This is a genomic window from Streptomyces sp. NPDC094448, assembly GCF_044763775.1.
Classification (GTDB): Bacteria; Actinomycetota; Actinomycetes; order Streptomycetales; family Streptomycetaceae; genus Streptomyces.
This window is the reverse complement of sequence record NZ_JBIWGU010000014.1, coordinates 110598-125861: the sequence shown is the minus strand read 5'-3', so window position 1 is coordinate 125861 and position 15264 is coordinate 110598. Positions and strand designations below refer to the sequence as shown.

The 15264-nt window shown below is 73.6% G+C and carries 14 protein-coding genes; 7 read left to right on the top strand and 7 right to left on the bottom strand.

What is annotated here, in order from left to right; all coding sequences use genetic code 11:
- Window positions 1–33: 33 nt before the first annotated feature.
- Window positions 34–645 carry a TetR/AcrR family transcriptional regulator gene (locus ACIQ9E_RS25665; RefSeq protein WP_403710800.1) on the top strand — a complete coding sequence of 204 codons (612 nt, stop codon included), beginning with the start codon at window positions 34–36 and terminating at the stop codon, window positions 643–645.
- A 104-nt stretch (window positions 646–749) separates the two neighbouring features.
- Here ACIQ9E_RS25665 and ACIQ9E_RS25660 read toward each other — a convergent pair whose 3' ends face one another.
- A complete protein-coding gene (locus ACIQ9E_RS25660; RefSeq protein WP_403710919.1) occupies window positions 750–1646 on the bottom strand; it encodes an N-acetyltransferase in 897 nt (298 codons plus the stop codon).
- A gap of 173 nt (window positions 1647–1819) precedes the next feature.
- Window positions 1820–3076 (bottom strand): hypothetical protein, encoded by a 1257-nt coding sequence (locus ACIQ9E_RS25655; RefSeq protein ID WP_403710798.1) that lies wholly within the window; start codon window positions 3074–3076, stop codon window positions 1820–1822.
- Window positions 3077–3595: 519 nt separating this feature from the next.
- On the opposite strand from ACIQ9E_RS25655, the gene ACIQ9E_RS25650 reads away from it, so the two are divergent.
- The 4 genes from ACIQ9E_RS25650 to ACIQ9E_RS25635 all read left to right on the top strand — a co-directional run bounded on the left by ACIQ9E_RS25650 (window position 3596) and on the right by ACIQ9E_RS25635 (window position 8991).
- Complete coding sequence (locus ACIQ9E_RS25650) at window positions 3596–4369, top strand: DeoR/GlpR family DNA-binding transcription regulator (protein ID WP_403710796.1); 774 nt, start codon at window positions 3596–3598, stop codon at window positions 4367–4369.
- Between the two features lie 287 nt (window positions 4370–4656).
- Window positions 4657–6090 carry an FGGY family carbohydrate kinase gene (locus ACIQ9E_RS25645; RefSeq protein WP_403710794.1) on the top strand — a complete coding sequence of 478 codons (1434 nt, stop codon included), beginning with the start codon at window positions 4657–4659 and terminating at the stop codon, window positions 6088–6090.
- Window positions 6087–7604, top strand: coding sequence for an NAD(P)/FAD-dependent oxidoreductase (locus tag ACIQ9E_RS25640; protein WP_403710792.1), 1518 nt, complete (start codon window positions 6087–6089; stop codon window positions 7602–7604). The genes ACIQ9E_RS25645 and ACIQ9E_RS25640 overlap by 4 nt, the downstream gene beginning before the upstream one ends.
- 10 nt (window positions 7605–7614) lie before the next feature.
- Window positions 7615–8991: an NAD(P)/FAD-dependent oxidoreductase gene (locus ACIQ9E_RS25635; protein ID WP_403710790.1), complete on the top strand. Its 1377-nt coding sequence runs from the start codon at window positions 7615–7617 to the stop codon at window positions 8989–8991.
- A 10-nt stretch (window positions 8992–9001) separates the two neighbouring features.
- On the opposite strand, the gene ACIQ9E_RS25630 is transcribed toward ACIQ9E_RS25635, so the two are convergent.
- Entirely contained in the window at window positions 9002–9670 is a 669-nt protein-coding gene (locus tag ACIQ9E_RS25630) for a pentapeptide repeat-containing protein (protein ID WP_403710788.1), read from the bottom strand.
- Window positions 9671–10183: 513 nt separating this feature from the next.
- On the opposite strand from ACIQ9E_RS25630, the gene ACIQ9E_RS25625 reads away from it, so the two are divergent.
- A complete protein-coding gene (locus ACIQ9E_RS25625) occupies window positions 10184–11083 on the top strand; it encodes a universal stress protein (RefSeq protein ID WP_403710786.1) in 900 nt (299 codons plus the stop codon).
- A 278-nt stretch (window positions 11084–11361) separates the two neighbouring features.
- On the opposite strand, the gene ACIQ9E_RS25620 is transcribed toward ACIQ9E_RS25625, so the two are convergent.
- From ACIQ9E_RS25620 to ACIQ9E_RS25605, 4 genes are all read right to left on the bottom strand, one after another.
- Entirely contained in the window at window positions 11362–11793 is a 432-nt protein-coding gene (locus ACIQ9E_RS25620; RefSeq protein WP_403710784.1) for an SHOCT-like domain-containing protein, read from the bottom strand.
- Between the two features lie 79 nt (window positions 11794–11872).
- Window positions 11873–12136 (bottom strand): hypothetical protein, encoded by a 264-nt coding sequence (locus ACIQ9E_RS25615; RefSeq protein ID WP_403710782.1) that lies wholly within the window; start codon window positions 12134–12136, stop codon window positions 11873–11875.
- Window positions 12137–12147: 11 nt separating this feature from the next.
- Window positions 12148–12510: a DUF2089 domain-containing protein gene (locus ACIQ9E_RS25610; protein WP_366258601.1), complete on the bottom strand. Its 363-nt coding sequence runs from the start codon at window positions 12508–12510 to the stop codon at window positions 12148–12150.
- 193 nt (window positions 12511–12703) lie between these two features.
- A complete protein-coding gene (locus ACIQ9E_RS25605) occupies window positions 12704–13750 on the bottom strand; it encodes a PHP domain-containing protein (RefSeq protein ID WP_403710780.1) in 1047 nt (348 codons plus the stop codon).
- Window positions 13751–14058: 308 nt separating this feature from the next.
- Here ACIQ9E_RS25605 and ACIQ9E_RS25600 point away from each other — a divergent pair, with 308 nt between their 5' ends.
- Window positions 14059–15261 carry an aromatic acid exporter family protein gene (locus ACIQ9E_RS25600; protein WP_403710917.1) on the top strand — a complete coding sequence of 401 codons (1203 nt, stop codon included), beginning with the start codon at window positions 14059–14061 and terminating at the stop codon, window positions 15259–15261.
- Window positions 15262–15264 lie beyond the last annotated feature (3 nt).

The window sequence follows — 15264 nt, the reverse complement described above, 5'->3', positions numbered from 1 at the left end:
GGGGTGGTTGACTATGTCGCTATAGTTGCCGGTATGGCTCATGTATCCGCCGCCGAACGCCGTCCCCAGCTCATCGCCGCGGCCATCGAACTCATGGCCCGCGAGGGCGTCGCCGCGGGCAGCACCCGCAGGATCGCGGCCGAGCTGGGCGTGGCGCAGGCGACCGTGCACTACACCTTCGGCACCAAGGCCGACCTCTACCGCGCCGTACTGGAGACCCTCACGGCCGATCTGCTCGCCGGGGTGCAGCAGGCGGCCGGGCGGGCGGACAGCCTGGAGGAGGCGCTGCGGGCCACCGCCGACACGATCTGGACCGATCTCGTGGACCGGCCCGATCTCAATCTGCTCTGGCTGGAACTGGTCGCCCTCTCCATGCGCACCCCCGAACTGCGCGAGGTGGTCGTCCGCTACCACCAGGAGATCGCCGAGATCGCCGCCGGGGCCCTGCGGGACGTGGCGCGCCGCAGCGGCCGCAGCTACGCGCTGCCGCCGGAGGAGCTGGCCCGCTTTGTGATGAACGGGCTCGACGGGCTCTGCATGAGCCTCGTCGTCGCGGGAACGAAGCCGGACGCGGGCACGCGGCGCGCCCTGGACCAGCTGCTCGCGGCGGCGGCCGCGCTGGCCGCCGGACCGGACGCGCCGTAGGGAGTCGTGACTGAGGGCCGCCACCCGGGTAGGCGGCGGCCCGCGGCGGCTGGTGCCGGTGGTTCGGGGGCGGGCCCGCCCCCGAACCACCGGCGGACGACGGGTCAGTCCGCCCGGTGGGTCCAGCCGCGGGCGGTGCGGCCCAGCTCGTGGAAGCCGAGCCCGGTGAGGAGTGCGATGTGCTCGGCCTCGTCGGCGTCGTCCGGATCGGCGTAGGTCAGCAGTTTGTCGACCCCGCACAGCTCCAGCCAGCGCCGGGCTTCGCCCAGCAGCCACTCCGGCAGGCCCGGAACGGGCTCGTCCGGCAGTTCGAGGTCCGCGATATCGGCCAGTCCGCCGGGGCGGGCATGCCGCTCGGGCCGGTCGAGGTGGGTGTCCAGTTCGACGTACGCCACCTCGATGCCGTCGACGCGGGCGCCGAGCCGGGTGCCGAGGGGGCCCAGCGCCCGGTGCAGGGTCAGCCCCGGCAGCGGCGCCGGGCCCGGCTCGGGCAGTGCGGCCACCGGGGCGAGCAGCAGCACCTCGACATCTCCGGTGTGGACGAATCCGGCACCTTCGAGGACGGACCGGACATGCGGCCAGGCGTCCGGGACGCCGTACACCCCGGGAACCGGCAGCCGGCCGTCGGCGAACCGGGCCCGGACGTGCCACCGGCCGAGCTGGGCGAGACAGGCGGAGACCAGCAGCCGCGCCGCCTCGTCGCCGTCCGACGGCAGATGGACGAACCACTCGATACGGCCGGTGTCCCGGTAGTCCTCACCGACGTCGGGGTCGTCGCGGTGGCGCAGCAGCTGCGCGGCGGCTACGATCCGCCGCCGGTCCTCGGCGACGAGGGTGGTCCGCTCGGCCACCCACGGGTCGGTGACGTACTCCTCGGGGGAGCGTTCCAGACCGCTGATGACCGTGTTCACCGAGACGCCGGCGCCGGGCACCACCGCGGCCGCATGGGCATTGACGAGTGCGGTCAGCTGATCGCGGTCCTCGCGGCGGAAGGGGCGCACCTGAAGCGTGGAAGGGAAAGACGCAGAGGGCACAGCAGAGCCTCCGTTGATCGGATACGAGGGAGGCCGCCATGAGATGCGGTACGCGATCACCATAACACCCCGCCGGGCCGCGATGCCGGGCCATTGCGGGGCCGCCGCTCCGGGCACTTCCGCGGGCGCCGGAAGAGGCATCAGCGTTCCCGTACCAGCCAGGCGTATTTCCCCGATGCGCCGATCGGAATGCGGGTACGGTGCGCGATCTCGCACCGGAATTCCGTCAGTTCACCGATGCTGTCCGCCAGCCGGGCACTTTCCGCCCCGTCCAGCGGTTCCCCGTCGAACGTCGTGTACAGCAGCCGGGTCTCCCGCGGCCCCGTCGTCCGCAGCTGACTCAGGAAGATCCGCGGCGAGACGGCCGCGAGGCAGTCGTCGAGATCGCCCTGCGATACCGGCCCCCGAGGGGTCGGCAGCACCTCGGCCGCCCGGCCGCAGAACCGCACCGCACGGGCCGCGTCCGTCCCCGGCCCGACCGGCCGTACGCAGTCACCGGTCCGGTACCGGATCAGTGGCATATACGGATTGCGGACACTGGTGACGATCAGCCCGTGCAGCCCGCTGCCCGGCGCCAGCGGGGCGAACTCGACGCTCATCCGGTCCAGGAACGGGCGGTAGTGCCCGCCGCTGTCGCCCGAGTACAGATGGCCGACCTCGGCGTCACCGAACAGGTCGACCACCGGACAGGCCAACTGCCGCTCCAGATAGCGGCGGACGTTGACCGGGGTGTACGCGTACGCCGTGACCACGCTCGCCGGTCGCGGGAACCGCTCGTACAGGCCCTGCCGGTGCGCGGTGCGCACCAGATGCGCCAACTGCGCACCCGGGCCGTCGAGGTGGTAGCGGCCGAGGGGGTGCCGACGCTGCTGCGAACGGAGTTCGTCGAGTACGCCCGCGACCTCGCCGCGCTCCCACTGCTCCGGGTCGACGCGCAGCCCGACCCGGACCGTCCGCCGGTCCGGCTCCTCCGCCCGATGCGTCCGTGGTGTCCGTGGTGTCTGCGGCGTTCGTGGCGTTCGTGGTGTTCGCTGCGGGGCGGAAAAGGGCAGGTCCCCGCCCACGGGAAGGGTCGTCAGCGACACCCGGCGACAGCCCTCGCGCCAGGTCGCCGCGAGTTCGGGATGCGTACTCCACAGCCGGTAGGCGGACTTCAGCGGGAACGAAGGCGGCCGGACGAACGGCAGCCGGCCGGGGTCCGCGCCCGCCGACAGCGCGAACTCGGCCTCGCCCGACGCCAGAGCGGCCGTCACCCGGGGAGTCAGCCAGCGGTCCGGAAAACCCCGGGCGACTTCCGTTTTCCCGAGAACGGGAAACCAGCCGCGGGCCACCGAATCCCGATAGAAGGGAATGTCCCGGATCTGTTCGATGATGTCGGCGGTGGGCTGATTCCGCATGACCGCGCCTCCCCTGCACCGGATTCTCCCGCGATCTTCCGCCCGGACCGTACGGCCGGGCGCCCGCCCGCTCCATTCGTCCCACGGGCCGCCCCTGAGGGAAGCTAAGGAGCCGCCCGGCGCACTGTCAACGAAATCCGCCGGAATACTCCATGAGAGACCGCTCATCCATTCCGGTCACCCATTCCGGTCACCCATTCCGGGCGCGGAACACTCGCGCAAGACACCCCGGAGGACCGGCGGATGGAGCCGCCGACTACGGTGGCCGCACCGCCGCACCGCCGCACCGCCGCACCGGTCGCGGGGCAGGGGGCAGGGGGGCAGCGGACCCGGGAGGCCTGCGGGCCGCCGGTGGAGGAGCCTTGCGCGCCGCCGCCGGTTCCCGGGGCCGGTCGTGTTGGCCGGTTCCGACGGTCGCCGGTAGCCGAACTCCGTTCACCCCCTTGACGGGATTCGGGCAGCAAACCACACTTCCCGACGTGCCCGGTCAGATACGGGCGGTAACAGTCAGGAGCCGTGATGCTTCCCGCGGAGCGCCATCGCCGAATCTCCGCCGTCGTCGACCGGGCCGGCACCATCAGCACCGAGGCCCTCGCCGACCAGCTCCAGGTGTCCGCGGAGACCGTCCGCCGGGACCTCGGCCGGATGGAACGCAGAGGCATCCTGCGGCGGGTGCGCGGCGGCGCCGCGTCCCTGGCGGTGGTCCGCCAGTTCGGCGGCGAGGAGGCGTCGTTCGCCGACCGGGCCGCTTCCCATCCGGAGGCCAAGGCGGCGATCGGCCGGGCGGCCGCGGCGCTGGTGGAGAACGGCGCGATCGTGGCGATCGACATCGGCACCACCGCCGTCCAGATCGCGCACGCCCTGCCGCGGGACTTCCGCGGCACCGTCGTCACCCCCTCCCTCCAGGTGGCCCGGGTGGTGTCCGCGCTGCCCCGGGCCGGGGTGCTGCTGCCCGGCGGCCGGCTCCGCGGCGGCGATCTGGCCTGCTCCGGGCCGGAGACCGTCCGCTTCTTCGCCGGGATCCATCCGGATATCGCCTTCCTCGGCTGCGGCGGTGTCGACCCCGCCGCCGGGGTCACGGACTACCACTACGAGGAGATCGCCACCAAGGAGCGGATCCTGGCCAACAGCGCCTGCGTCTACGCCGTCGCGGACGGCAGCAAATGGGGGCGGGTCGCCGGCTACCGGGTCTGCGCGCCCGGCGACTGCACGGCGGTCATCACCGACGGTTCGGCGTCCGCCGCACTCGTCGCGGCCGTCGGCGGGACCGGCTGCGAGGTGCTGGTGGTCTGATCCCGCCGCGTGCGGCAACCGGCGGCCGGTGCGGCCACCGGAGCCGGACCGCCCAGGGGCCGCGCCGCGCCGCCCGTGAACCCCGTGGCCCCTGTGGTATCCGTGGCCCTCGTGGTCTCCGTCCGCCCCGCACCGGCCCGCCGCAGCGCGGGCCGGGTGCGGAACCGTGAAAGGAATCGCCCCGTGCCCAGCCGAACCACCCCGGACGTGCCCGCCCCGGAAGCCCGGCCACCCGGGTCGCGAGCCTGCGCCGGGCCGCCCGCACGCCCCCGCGGGGAGGCACGCCGGTGACCGTCGTCCTCGCCGTCGACCAGGGCACCTCCGGCACCAAAGCCGTCGTCGTGGACCACGACGGCACCGGGCTCGCCCTCGCCGAGGCGGAGCTGCGGCCCCGCTACGCCGACGGGGGAGTGGTCGAGCAGGATCCGGCCGCCCTGCTGGCCTCCGTACTCGACACCGGCCGCCGCGCCGTCGCCGCCGCGGGCCGCCCGGTCGATGTCGTGGCCCTCGCCAACCAGGGCGAGACCGTCCTCGCCTGGGACCCCGGCACCGGAGCCCCGCTGACCCCGGCCGTCGTCTGGCAGGACCGGCGCGCCGAATCCGAGTGCGCCCGGCTGGCCGACCACGCCGAACTGATCGCCGCCCGCACCGGGCTGGTCCTCGACCCCTACTTCTCCGCACCCAAAATGGCCTGGCTGCGCCGGAACCTGACCACCGAAGGCGTGGTCACCACCGTCGACAGCTGGCTGCTGCACCATCTCACCGGGGCCTTCGTCACCGACGCCGCCACCGCGAGCCGCTCCCTGCTGCTGGACCTCGACCGCGCCGACTGGGACCCCGAACTGACCGCGCTGTTCGGCCTCGCGGACGAACCCCTGCCGCGGATAGCCGCCTGCGACGAGATCGTCGGCACCACCCGGGCCTTCGGCCGTGAGGTCCCCGTCGCCGGAATCGTCGTGGACCAGCAGGCCGCGCTCCTCGCCGAAGGCTGCCTGGCGGCCGGGGAGGCCAAGTGCACCTACGGCACCGGAGCGTTCCTCCTCGCCAACACCGGGACCGAAGCGGTGCGTTCCACCTCCGGCCTCACCACCTCGGTCGCCTGGCGGGCCCGGGGCCGTACCCCGTACTGCGTCGACGGCCAGGTGTACACGGCGGCGTCCGCGATCCGCTGGCTCCACGACCTCGGTTTCATCCGCTCCGCCGGCGAACTCGACAGCATGGCCGCGGCGGAGTCCGACGGCACCCTGTGCGTCCCCGCGCTCGCCGGTCTCGCAGCCCCCTGGTGGCGCTCCGACGCCACCGCCACCTTCACCGGAATGACCCTCTCCACCCGTCCGGAGCATCTGGTGCTCGCCGTCGTCCAGGGCGTCGCCGCCCAGGTCGCCACCGTGTCCGATCTGGTGGCCGCCGATCTCGGCAGCCCGCTCACCCGGCTCCGCGCGGACGGCGGACTCACCCGCAGCAGAACCCTGATGCAGGCCCAGGCCGATCTCGCCCGGCTCCCCGTCGAGGTCTACCCCTCCCCGCACGCCACCCCGCTCGGTGCGGCGGCCCTCGCCAGACTGGCGCTCGACCCCGGGCTGAGCCTGCGGGACGCCGTCGGTGACTGGAAGCCGTCGGCGGTGTACGAGCCCGAGTGGCCGGAGGACCGGGCCGCGGAGTTCCGGGCCACCTGGACGGCGGTGGCCGAAGCGTCCCTCCGCACGGGAGCACCCCGATGAGCGCCCCGCCCCCCGTCCCCCCTCCCGTGTTCGACGTCGCCGTGATCGGCGGCGGTGTCGTCGGCGCCGCCGTCGCCCGCGAACTCGCGGGCCACCAGCTGTCCGTGGCACTGGTCGAAGCCCGCTCCGATCTCGGCGACGGCACCAGCAAAGCCAACACCGGCATCCTGCACACGGGCTTCGACGCCGGCCCCGGCACCCTGGAGTCCCGGCTCGTCGCCCGAGGCCACGCCCTGCTGTCGGCCTACGCCCGCGAGACCGGGATCCCCGTCGAGTACCCCGGGGCCCTTCTGGTCGCCCGGACCGCCGAGGAGTCCGCCGCCCTGCCCGCCCTGCGGGCCAAGGCCGTCGCCAACGGCTACCACCGGACGGAACTCGTCGGCCCCCAGACGGTGTACGGCCTGGTGCCCGCGCTCGGCGCGGGCGCCCTCGCCGGGCTCACCGTCCCCGACGAGGCGATCATCTGCACCTGGACGACCACGCTCGCGCTCGGTACCGACGCCCTGGCCCGCGGCACCGTGCTCCTCCTCGACCATCCGGTCACCGAGGCCGTGGACACGGACGGCATCACCACCCTGCGCACCCCGCAGGGCCCGGTGCGTACCCGCTGGACCGTCAACGCGGCCGGACTCGGCGCCGACCGGATCGACGCCCTTTTCGGATACGACCGCTTCACCGTCACCCCGCGCCGCGGTGAACTCCTCGTCTTCGACAAGCTCGCCCGCCCGCTCGTCGACCGGATCGTGCTTCCCGTCCCCACCGCGGTCGGCAAGGGCGTCCTCGTCGCCCCGACCGTGTACGGGAACGTGCTGCTCGGTCCGACCGCCGACGACCTCACCGACCGCACCGCCACCGGCACGACCGAGGACGGCCTCGCCTTCCTGCTCGACAAGGGCGCCGAGCTGATGCCGCGCCTCCTCGACGAGGAGGTCACCGCCGCCTACGCCGGACTGCGCGCCTCGGTGACCGGCCGCGCCGACTATCTGATCGAAGCCGATCCCGACCGGCGCTACGTCCTCGTCGGCGGTATCCGCTCGACCGGGCTCTCCGCGAGCATGGCCATCGCCGAACACGTCCGCGACACGCTCGCCGCGAGCGGACTCGGCCTCCGGGAACGCACCGATCTGCCGCCGCCACCGACCGTGCCGTACCTCGGCGAAACCGGAGTCCGCCCCTACCGGGACGGTGAGCGGATCGCCGCCGACCCGGCGTACGGCGAGATCGTCTGTTTCTGCGAACGGGTCACCGCGGGCGAGATCCGGGACGCCTGCCACGCCCCGCTGCCGGCCCGTACCCAAGATGGACTGCGCCGCCGTACCCGCGCGATGAACGGCCGCTGCCAGGGATTCTTCTGCGGCCCGGCGGTGGAACGGATGCTGGCCGGTCATACGGGCGGACACGGCTGTACGGCCCGTTGCGAGCCCCCGGCGGCTCCCGCGCCGCCCGCCGCCCCCGCCCGAACGCCCCGCGAAGAGACGGCCCGAGGCCGTGGCTCTTCCCGCCCCACGAGGTGACGCCCCGACCGTGACCAGCCCGCCCCCGCCCACCAGCAGCCCGCAACCGCCCACCACCGGCCCGCGCCGCCGCACCACCCCCCTCATCCCTTCGCCCCTCCTCTCGCCCGATGTCCTCGTCGTGGGCGCCGGCCCCGCCGGACTGACGGCCGCCGCCGCGCTCGCCCCCCTGATCCCCGGCGAGGTCCTCGTCCTCGAACGGGAGGCCGAACCGGGCGGCATCCCCCGCCACAGCCACCACACCGGCTTCGGGACCCGGGATCTGCACCGGCTGCTGACCGGACCCGCCTACGCCCGGCGGCTGACCGATGCCGCTCTGAAGGCCGGAGCGGTCGTCAGAACCCGTGCCACGGTCACCGGCTGGTCCCCCGACCCCTCAGGCCCCGCGGACCACGGCACCTTCCCCCGCCCCGCCCTCGACGTCACCAGCCCCGAGGGCCGGTTCCGGGTCGAGCCCCGAATCGTCGTCCTCGCCACCGGAGCCCGCGAACGCCCGCGCGCCGCCCGCCTGGTCCCCGGCGACCGGCCCGCCGGAGTCCTCACCACCGGACAGCTCCAGAACGCCCTCCATCTGGACGCCCGCCGCACCGTGGGCCGCCGCGCGGTCGTCGTCGGAACCGACCCCGTCAGCCGGTCCGCAGCCCTCGCCCTGCACCGCGCGGGCTGCCGGGTCGCCCTGCTGCTCGGCCCCCACCGGCGGACCGGGACACCCCTCGCCCTCACCCTCACTGCGGGCGCCCTGCTCCGCGCCCCCGTCGCCCACCGCACCCGGCTGGTCCGCATCATCGGCCGTACCCGTGTCGAAGCCGTCGAGATCGAACACCTCGACACCGGCGCCCGCCGCACCGTCGACTGCGACACGGTCGTTCTCACCGGAGACTGGATCCCCGACCACGAACTCGCCCGGGACGGCGGCCTCGACCTCGACCCCGGCACCCTCGGCCCGCTGGTCGACACCACCCTACGCACCAGCCGCCCCGGCGTGTACGCCGCCGGAAACCTCCTGCATCCGGTCGACACCGCGGACGCCGCCGCCCTCGACGGCCGCCATCTCGCCGCCCCGATCGCGGCCCGGCTCGCGGCCGAAGACCTCACCGGCCCGTCCGTCGGCGTCCGGCTGCTGGCCGAGGCGCCCTTCCGCTGGGTCGCCCCGGGCCTGCTGCGGCCCGGCGACCCCGCACCGCCGCGCGGCAGGCTGCTGCTGTGGACCGACCAGTACCACCGCGCGCCCGGACTGGCGCTCCGCCGCGACGGCCGGACGCTCGCGGAGTACAGGTCGGCACGGCCCGCCGCCCCGGGCCGCATCCTGCCCGTCCCGTGGTCCGTCGTCCCCCCGTCGGCCCTCCGCGACCCCGACGGCGGCCCCCTCGTGATCGGCCTGCGCTGACCGCGCGAACTCAGTCGTCCCGTACGACGACTCCGAGCGCGTGGGCGAACCGCGGTGCGAGGTCGAAGAGCTGGAGGGTGCTGATGGTGGCGCCGCGGAGCGACTCCACGCCGTCGCCGATGTCCAGCCGGGCAGCGGACCGCAGGTCCACGTCCTTGAGTCCGGCCCCGGCGAACCGGGCGCCCTCCAGCGTGGAACCGGGGAAGGAGACACCGGAGAGCCGTGCCCCGGCGAAATCGGCGTCCCGGAGCAGGCAGTCGACGAAGACCACGTCCCGCAGCGTCGTGGCCCGCAGGTTCACCGAGTCGAACTTGCACTGATGGAAGACGACCCGGTGCAGCGCGGCGCCGTGCAGCTCAAGACCGGCCAGGACACCCGCCGTGAACTCGGTGTCCAGCCAGGACGTCTCCGCCAGATCCGTGCCGACGAACCGGACGGTGTGCATCCAGACGTCGTTGAAGCGCGCCCGCCGGAGCCGTCCGCCGGAGAAGGAGACCGAGGTGAGAGCGGACTCCGTCAGCCGCAGACCGGGAGCGTCGAGGCCGGCGTAACTGCCGCCGTCGAGCCGGACGCAGTCCAGGTCGTGCCGCTCACCGTCGGTCAGTTCCCCCGCGAGGGGCGTGAGATGGCGGGAGTACGGAAGGTCGGACAAGGCGCGGGGGGAGGGGGTTTCGGGCATGGCGGAGCCTCACGGAGGTCTGGCTGACGGGGATACCGGAACACCTGATACCGGAACACCGGATACCGGCATACGGCGCGCAGGGGTGCGCCGCGGTGGCCGTGGTCGGGCGACCGGCTCGGCCTGCCTCACGTTACCGCAGGTGAGAGGCGCGTCAAAGGGTGATCGGGGGTGTTCGGAGAGGGGTGTCGAGAGGCCCTTCCAAGGGGCCTTGTGGGGCCTTTCCCCGGCCGGGTCGCCGCGCCGTGCGGCAGCGCGCCGAAAGGTCGCGAGAAGGGCGTCTGCGGCCTCGGGCCGGGCCGGTGGTGTTCACCCGTTCGGCGGTGTGGAGTGGTGCGGGGAGGTAAGTGGTCGCGATCCGCCGGGAGGCTTCGGGCCGGGCCGGTCGGCCGTTCGCGGGGGACCTCCGGGCCGGACCGCCGGGACCTGTGGCCCTCGCACCTGCGGATGCCGCCGTCGATGCTGGGAAGGGGATCATCGTCGATCCCCGCCCGTACCAGGAGGTGTGCATCCATGCCCAGCCCCAGCACCAGCAGCACCGGCACCGTCTCCGCCGGCGTCGACGGCTCCCCGGAGAGCCTGGCGGCGGCCGAGTGGGCGGCCCGCGAAGCCGCGCTGCGCGGACTGCCGTTGAAACTGGTCAGCGTCTGGGAGCCCGTTCCGATGGCGGCCAGGGCCGCTTTCCTCGGGGAGGAGAGCCGGGGCCACCGGGGCGGCCGGATCCCCGTCGAGGCGGCGGCCGGGATCCGTGAACGCCACCCCGGACTGGAAGTGACCGCCGACCAGTCGACGGGCCGTCCGGGTGAGGTGCTGGCCCGGCTCGCGGAGGAGTCCGCGCTCCTCGTCCTCGGCTCCCGGGGGCTGAGCGGCCTCGGCGGCTTCTTCGTCGGCTCCGTAGGGCAGGCCGTCCTGGCGGAGACCACCAGTCCCGTCGTCTTCGTCCGGGTGCCCGGCGACGGATCCGCGGACGGCGCGAAGCACCCCGCCGAGGGGCCGGTCGTCCTCGGTATCGACGCGCACGAGCCCGACGACGTCCTCCTCCGGTACGCCTTCGAGGACGCGGCCCGGCGTGGCGCGCCCCTGCGCGTGGTCCATGCCTGGTCCCTGCCGCCCTACTTCGCCTACGGGCTGCCGCAGGACCCGGTCCTCGACGCCGAACTGGCGAAGCAGGAGGCGGCCACGCTCACCGAGGTGCTGGCGCCGTGGCGGGCCGAGCACCCCGGAGTCCCGGTCACCGAGGCGCCGACGGTCGGCAAGACGGCCGACGTCCTGGTCGAGGCCGCACGCGGCGCGTCCCTGCTGGTGGTCGGCCGCCGGATGCGCCGGGCGCCCTTCGGCGGCCGGATCGGCTCCGTCGCCCATGCCGTACTGCACCACTCCTCGGCACCGGTCGCGGTCGTTCCGCACAGCTGACGATCAGCGGGTACGGGCCCGGGGCAGCCGCCCCGGGCCCGTACCCGCCCCGCCGCAGGCCCAGGCCGCGCTCCCGGCCGGGTTCTCTACCGCGCACCGACCCCTCACGCGCCTTCCGCCGCCCGGATCCGGCGCCTTGTGCCGCCCGGATATCCCCGCGGCACCGCCGTCGTAGCTGGGACGGACGGCCCTGCGCCGCCCCGGGCTCCTTCCGCGGCGCGGCCGCCGCGCCGCGGAAGGAGCGCGGCGGGCGGCCGGCTCCGGTGTCCGCCCTGGTGTCACTCGCAGAACACCTGCACCGTGCCGTCGATGTCGTCGACGTCGATGTCGACGCCGTCGAGCTGCTCGATGAGGTCTTCGATGTGCTGCTGCTTGAGCTGGGTGAGGTCGATCGGCACGCCCGACCGGTTCAGCTCTGTGTTGATCTTGGTAAGAGCCTGCGGGGGGACGAGGCTGGTGAGCCGTACCCCGGCGCGGAGCAGTTGCAAGGGGATCCGGACGTTGACCCGGCTCGCGCCGTCGCCGCCGGTGCCATCGGTCGAGTTCACCACCACCCGCAGGTACCTGGGCCGGGGGTGCGGACCCGGCGTGGTGTCGGGTGCGGTTTCGGGCCGCTGTCGTTCGAGGGCGTCGATCAGTCTCCCGGCCTCGTCCGCGGTGATCTTGCCCTCGGCCAGCATCTCCAGGATCTGGCGGCGCTGTTCGTTCATCGTGGTTCCGTACTCCTCGGAAGGCTCAAGGGACTCAAGAGTTTCAACGGGCTCGACGGGCTCGACGGGCTCGACGGGCTCATGGGATTCCAGGGACTCGGCTGACGCTCACCAGGACGGCCGTCCGGCCCTGTTCGACCTCGACCCGGGAGCCGGGCAGGGCCCTCAGCAACTGCCCGATGCCGTGCAGTACGCCCATCGGTGCGGCTCGGGCGGCGAGGCAGGCGGCCGCCAAGGCCAGGGCGAGGAGCAGCAGCAGAGGCGAGACCAGCAGCAGGAGGGGCAGCACGGGGATGTGCAGGCTCAGCCTGGGCCGGCCGGGACGGCTCAGGCGTACCGTCACCAGTAGGGAGATCAACGGGACCGTTCCAGCTCGGCCAGTGCCTCCTGGGCGCTGATCTCGCCCCGCCGCAGCCGGTCGACGGTGTCGGCGCCGCGGGGTGCCGGGTCGGTGTCGACGAAGTCGAGCTGCTCGGCGATCCGGTTCAGCCGGGCCTTGACCGTCGGGTAGCTCACCCCGAAGATCCGCTCCATCTCTTTGATCGAACCGTGTGCCCGGACGAACGCGGCCACGAACACCTGGTCGTCGACACCGAGGCGGGCGAGCTGCGGCGGTTCGAAGTCTCCTTCGATCGCGACGCCGTTGCCGGAGAGCCGGACGCGCTCGACCGTGAACGGCTGTCCGCGCGTCAGGTCCGTCAGTTCCTGCCAGTCCACCCCGTGGCTCCCTTGCACTCGACGACGCCCTGTCATTCATTTGTACCTTGAGATTCTTAAGGTAGCAACGAACAGGGCTTAAGTTTATCAAGACTGACGGAAGGTCGGCTGGGTGCGGCGCCGCGGCGAGCGGTACGGGTACGCCGATCCGCTCCGGTGCTCGTGCCGCCCGGGTTCGCTCGCGGGGCGGGGGCTATGCCTCCGTCCAGGCCAGCAGCTCGTCCGCACCCCAGGTGTTGATCACCCGCTCCGGCGGCACCCCCGCCCGCTCGGCCCGGTCGCAGCCGATGATCTGCCAGTCCAGCTGTCCCGGCGCATGAGCGTCCGTGTCGATCGCGAAATGGACCCCGGCCTCCACCGCCGGGGCCAGCAGCCGCATCGGCGGGTCGAGCCGCTCCGGCCGGCTGTTGATCTCGACGGCGGTGCCCGAGGCGGCACAGGCCGCGAACACCTCGGCCGCGTCGAACGACGACTCGGGACGTGTACCACTGGTGGACCGGCGGCCCCCACGCATGTGCTCACGCCCGATCAGCAGCCGTCCCGTGCAGTGCCCGAGCACATCGACCAGCGGATTCTCCACCGCCTTCACCATGCGGCGGGTCATCCGTGCCCCGTCCATCCGCAGCTCCGAGTGGACCGAGGCGACCACCACGTCCAGCTCGGCCAGCAGCCCGGGATCCTGGTCCAGCCGGCCGTCCGGCAGGATGTCGCACTCGATGCCGGTCAGCAGCCTGAACGGCGCCCAGCGGCCGTTCAGCTCCGCCACCACCGCCAGCTGCTCCCGCAGCCGCCCGGCGGTCAGTCCCCGGGCCACCGTCAGCGTGGGGGAGTGGTCGGTGAGAACCGCCCATTCATGGCCGAGCGCGATCGCCGTACGGCCCATGTCCCCGATCGGGCTGCCGCCGTCCGACCAGTCCGAATGAAGGTGGCAGTCACCCCGCAGGAGTGCCCGCAGGGCCTCCCCGCCCTCCGCGAGCGGCGCCTCCGCCCCCTCCTCCAGCTTCCGCAGGTACTCGGGCACGTCTCCGGCGATGGCCTCCATCACCACGCCCGCGGTCTTCGGCCCGAGGCCCTTCACCGACTCCAGGGAGCGCCGGCTGCGGGTCCGGGCGGCCAGCTCGCCGGGAGACATCCCGGCGAGCACGGCGGCGGCCGTACGGAATGCCTTGACGCGGTACGTCTCCGCCCGGGAACGCTCCAGCAGGAACGCGATCCGGTCCAGGGCCTCCACGGGTTCCATCCGGTCCTCCGCCTCCTCCGCCCCCCTCCCCGCCCCTTCCGAATCCTCCGCCGGAAAGGCCCGCGCCCGGGCGCCGCCCGCAGGCCACCACGGCCCGTCCCACTCTCCTCCCGCGACCCGCCCCCGGCACCCGGGACCCAAGCCGAAACCCGGACTTTGTAGTTTCCTATGAAATATGGGCAAACCAGCCAGAATTCTCGGTGGTGCCGTGCGGGGAGCACCCCCAGCGGGCAGATCCAGAGGCATGCGCCGACGCTTCCGCTCCCGCCCCGGCAGTGACTGAGGATCGCCCGCGGTCCCGCGGTCCGATCGCGGCCCTGACGGGTGCCTTCCGCGCCCTCTACCGCGACCCCGTCGTCGTCCAGGCGCTGCGCTCCACCGCGGCCGCCACCATCGCCTACGTCGCCGCGCTCTGGCTCAGCAGCGAGCCCGCACCGCTCACCGCCCCGCTGACCGCGCTCCTCGTCGTCCAGGTCACGCTCTACTCCACCCTCACCACCGGCATCCGGCGGGTGAACGCCGTCATCGCCGGAGTGCTGATCGCGAGCGGGTTCAGCCTGCTCGTGGGCCTGAGCTGGTGGAGCCTGGGGCTGATCATCCTGGCCTCGCTGATCGTCGGGCACATGGTCCGGGTCAGTGAGTTCGTGCCCGAGGTCGCCATCAGCGCGATGCTCGTCCTCGGCGTCACCCGGGTGGCCGACACCGCCTGGGACCGGGTGCTGGAGACCCTCATCGGCGCGGTCGTCGGGCTGCTGTTCAACGTGGTCTTCGTGCCGCCGGTGTGGGTGAGCACGGCGGGCGAGTCGATCGACGACCTCTCCCGGCGGATGCGGACGCTCCTCCTCGATATCGGGGCGGAGCTGACCGCCCCCGCCTCCGTGGAGACCGCGGCGGCCCGGCTCCGCGAGGCCCGGCGCCTCGACAACGACGTGGCCGACGTCGATGCCGCCCTCCGGCAGGCGGAGGACAGCCTCAAGCTCAACCCCAGGGTGAAGGAGGGGCCGCTCAGCCGGGTCGTGCTCCGGACCGGCCTCGACACCCTGGAGATCTGCGCCGTCGTCCTGCGGGTCCTGGCCCGCACCATGACCGATCTGGCGAGGGAACGCCGCGACGAGGAACTCTTCCCGGCGGAGACCGGACACGCCCTGGAGCAGCTCCTCCGGCAGGTCGCCGGAGCCCTCGTCGCCTTCGCCGAACTGGTCACCGCGCAGGTCAGCGAGAACGCGGCCACGGCCGAACGGAAACTGGCTGCCGGTCTCGAAGCGGCCGCCGCCGCCCGGGAACGGGCCGCGGAACTGCTCCTCGCGGGGGTACGGAGCAGGCCCCGGCACTGGCAGCTGCACGGAGCCCTGCTCGCCGAGATCGACCGCGTCCTCGCCGAACTGGACCCCGAGCACCGCTCACGGCGGCTGATGGAGGAACTGGACCGCACCACCCGCGAGGAGCGCGTGCACTTCCCCGCCCCGAAGGCCGCCCGCCGCTGGCTGACCGGCCGCAGGCACGGGAGCTGAACG

Excerpts from the sequence above, each read along its gene's own strand:
- ACIQ9E_RS25665 (WP_403710800.1), top strand. The coding sequence starts at position 34 with ATGGCTCATGTATCCGCCGCCGAACGCCGTCCCCAGCTCATCGCCGCG.
- ACIQ9E_RS25655 (WP_403710798.1), bottom strand. The coding sequence starts at position 3,076 with ATGCGGAATCAGCCCACCGCCGACATCATCGAACAGATCCGGGACATT.
- ACIQ9E_RS25650 (WP_403710796.1), top strand. The coding sequence starts at position 3,596 with ATGCTTCCCGCGGAGCGCCATCGCCGAATCTCCGCCGTCGTCGACCGG.
- ACIQ9E_RS25640 (WP_403710792.1), top strand. The coding sequence starts at position 6,087 with ATGAGCGCCCCGCCCCCCGTCCCCCCTCCCGTGTTCGACGTCGCCGTG.
- ACIQ9E_RS25630 (WP_403710788.1), bottom strand. The coding sequence starts at position 9,670 with ATGCCCGAAACCCCCTCCCCCCGCGCCTTGTCCGACCTTCCGTACTCC.
- ACIQ9E_RS25625 (WP_403710786.1), top strand. The coding sequence starts at position 10,184 with ATGCCCAGCCCCAGCACCAGCAGCACCGGCACCGTCTCCGCCGGCGTC.
- ACIQ9E_RS25620 (WP_403710784.1), bottom strand. The coding sequence starts at position 11,793 with ATGAACGAACAGCGCCGCCAGATCCTGGAGATGCTGGCCGAGGGCAAG.
- ACIQ9E_RS25605 (WP_403710780.1), bottom strand. The coding sequence starts at position 13,750 with ATGGAACCCGTGGAGGCCCTGGACCGGATCGCGTTCCTGCTGGAGCGT.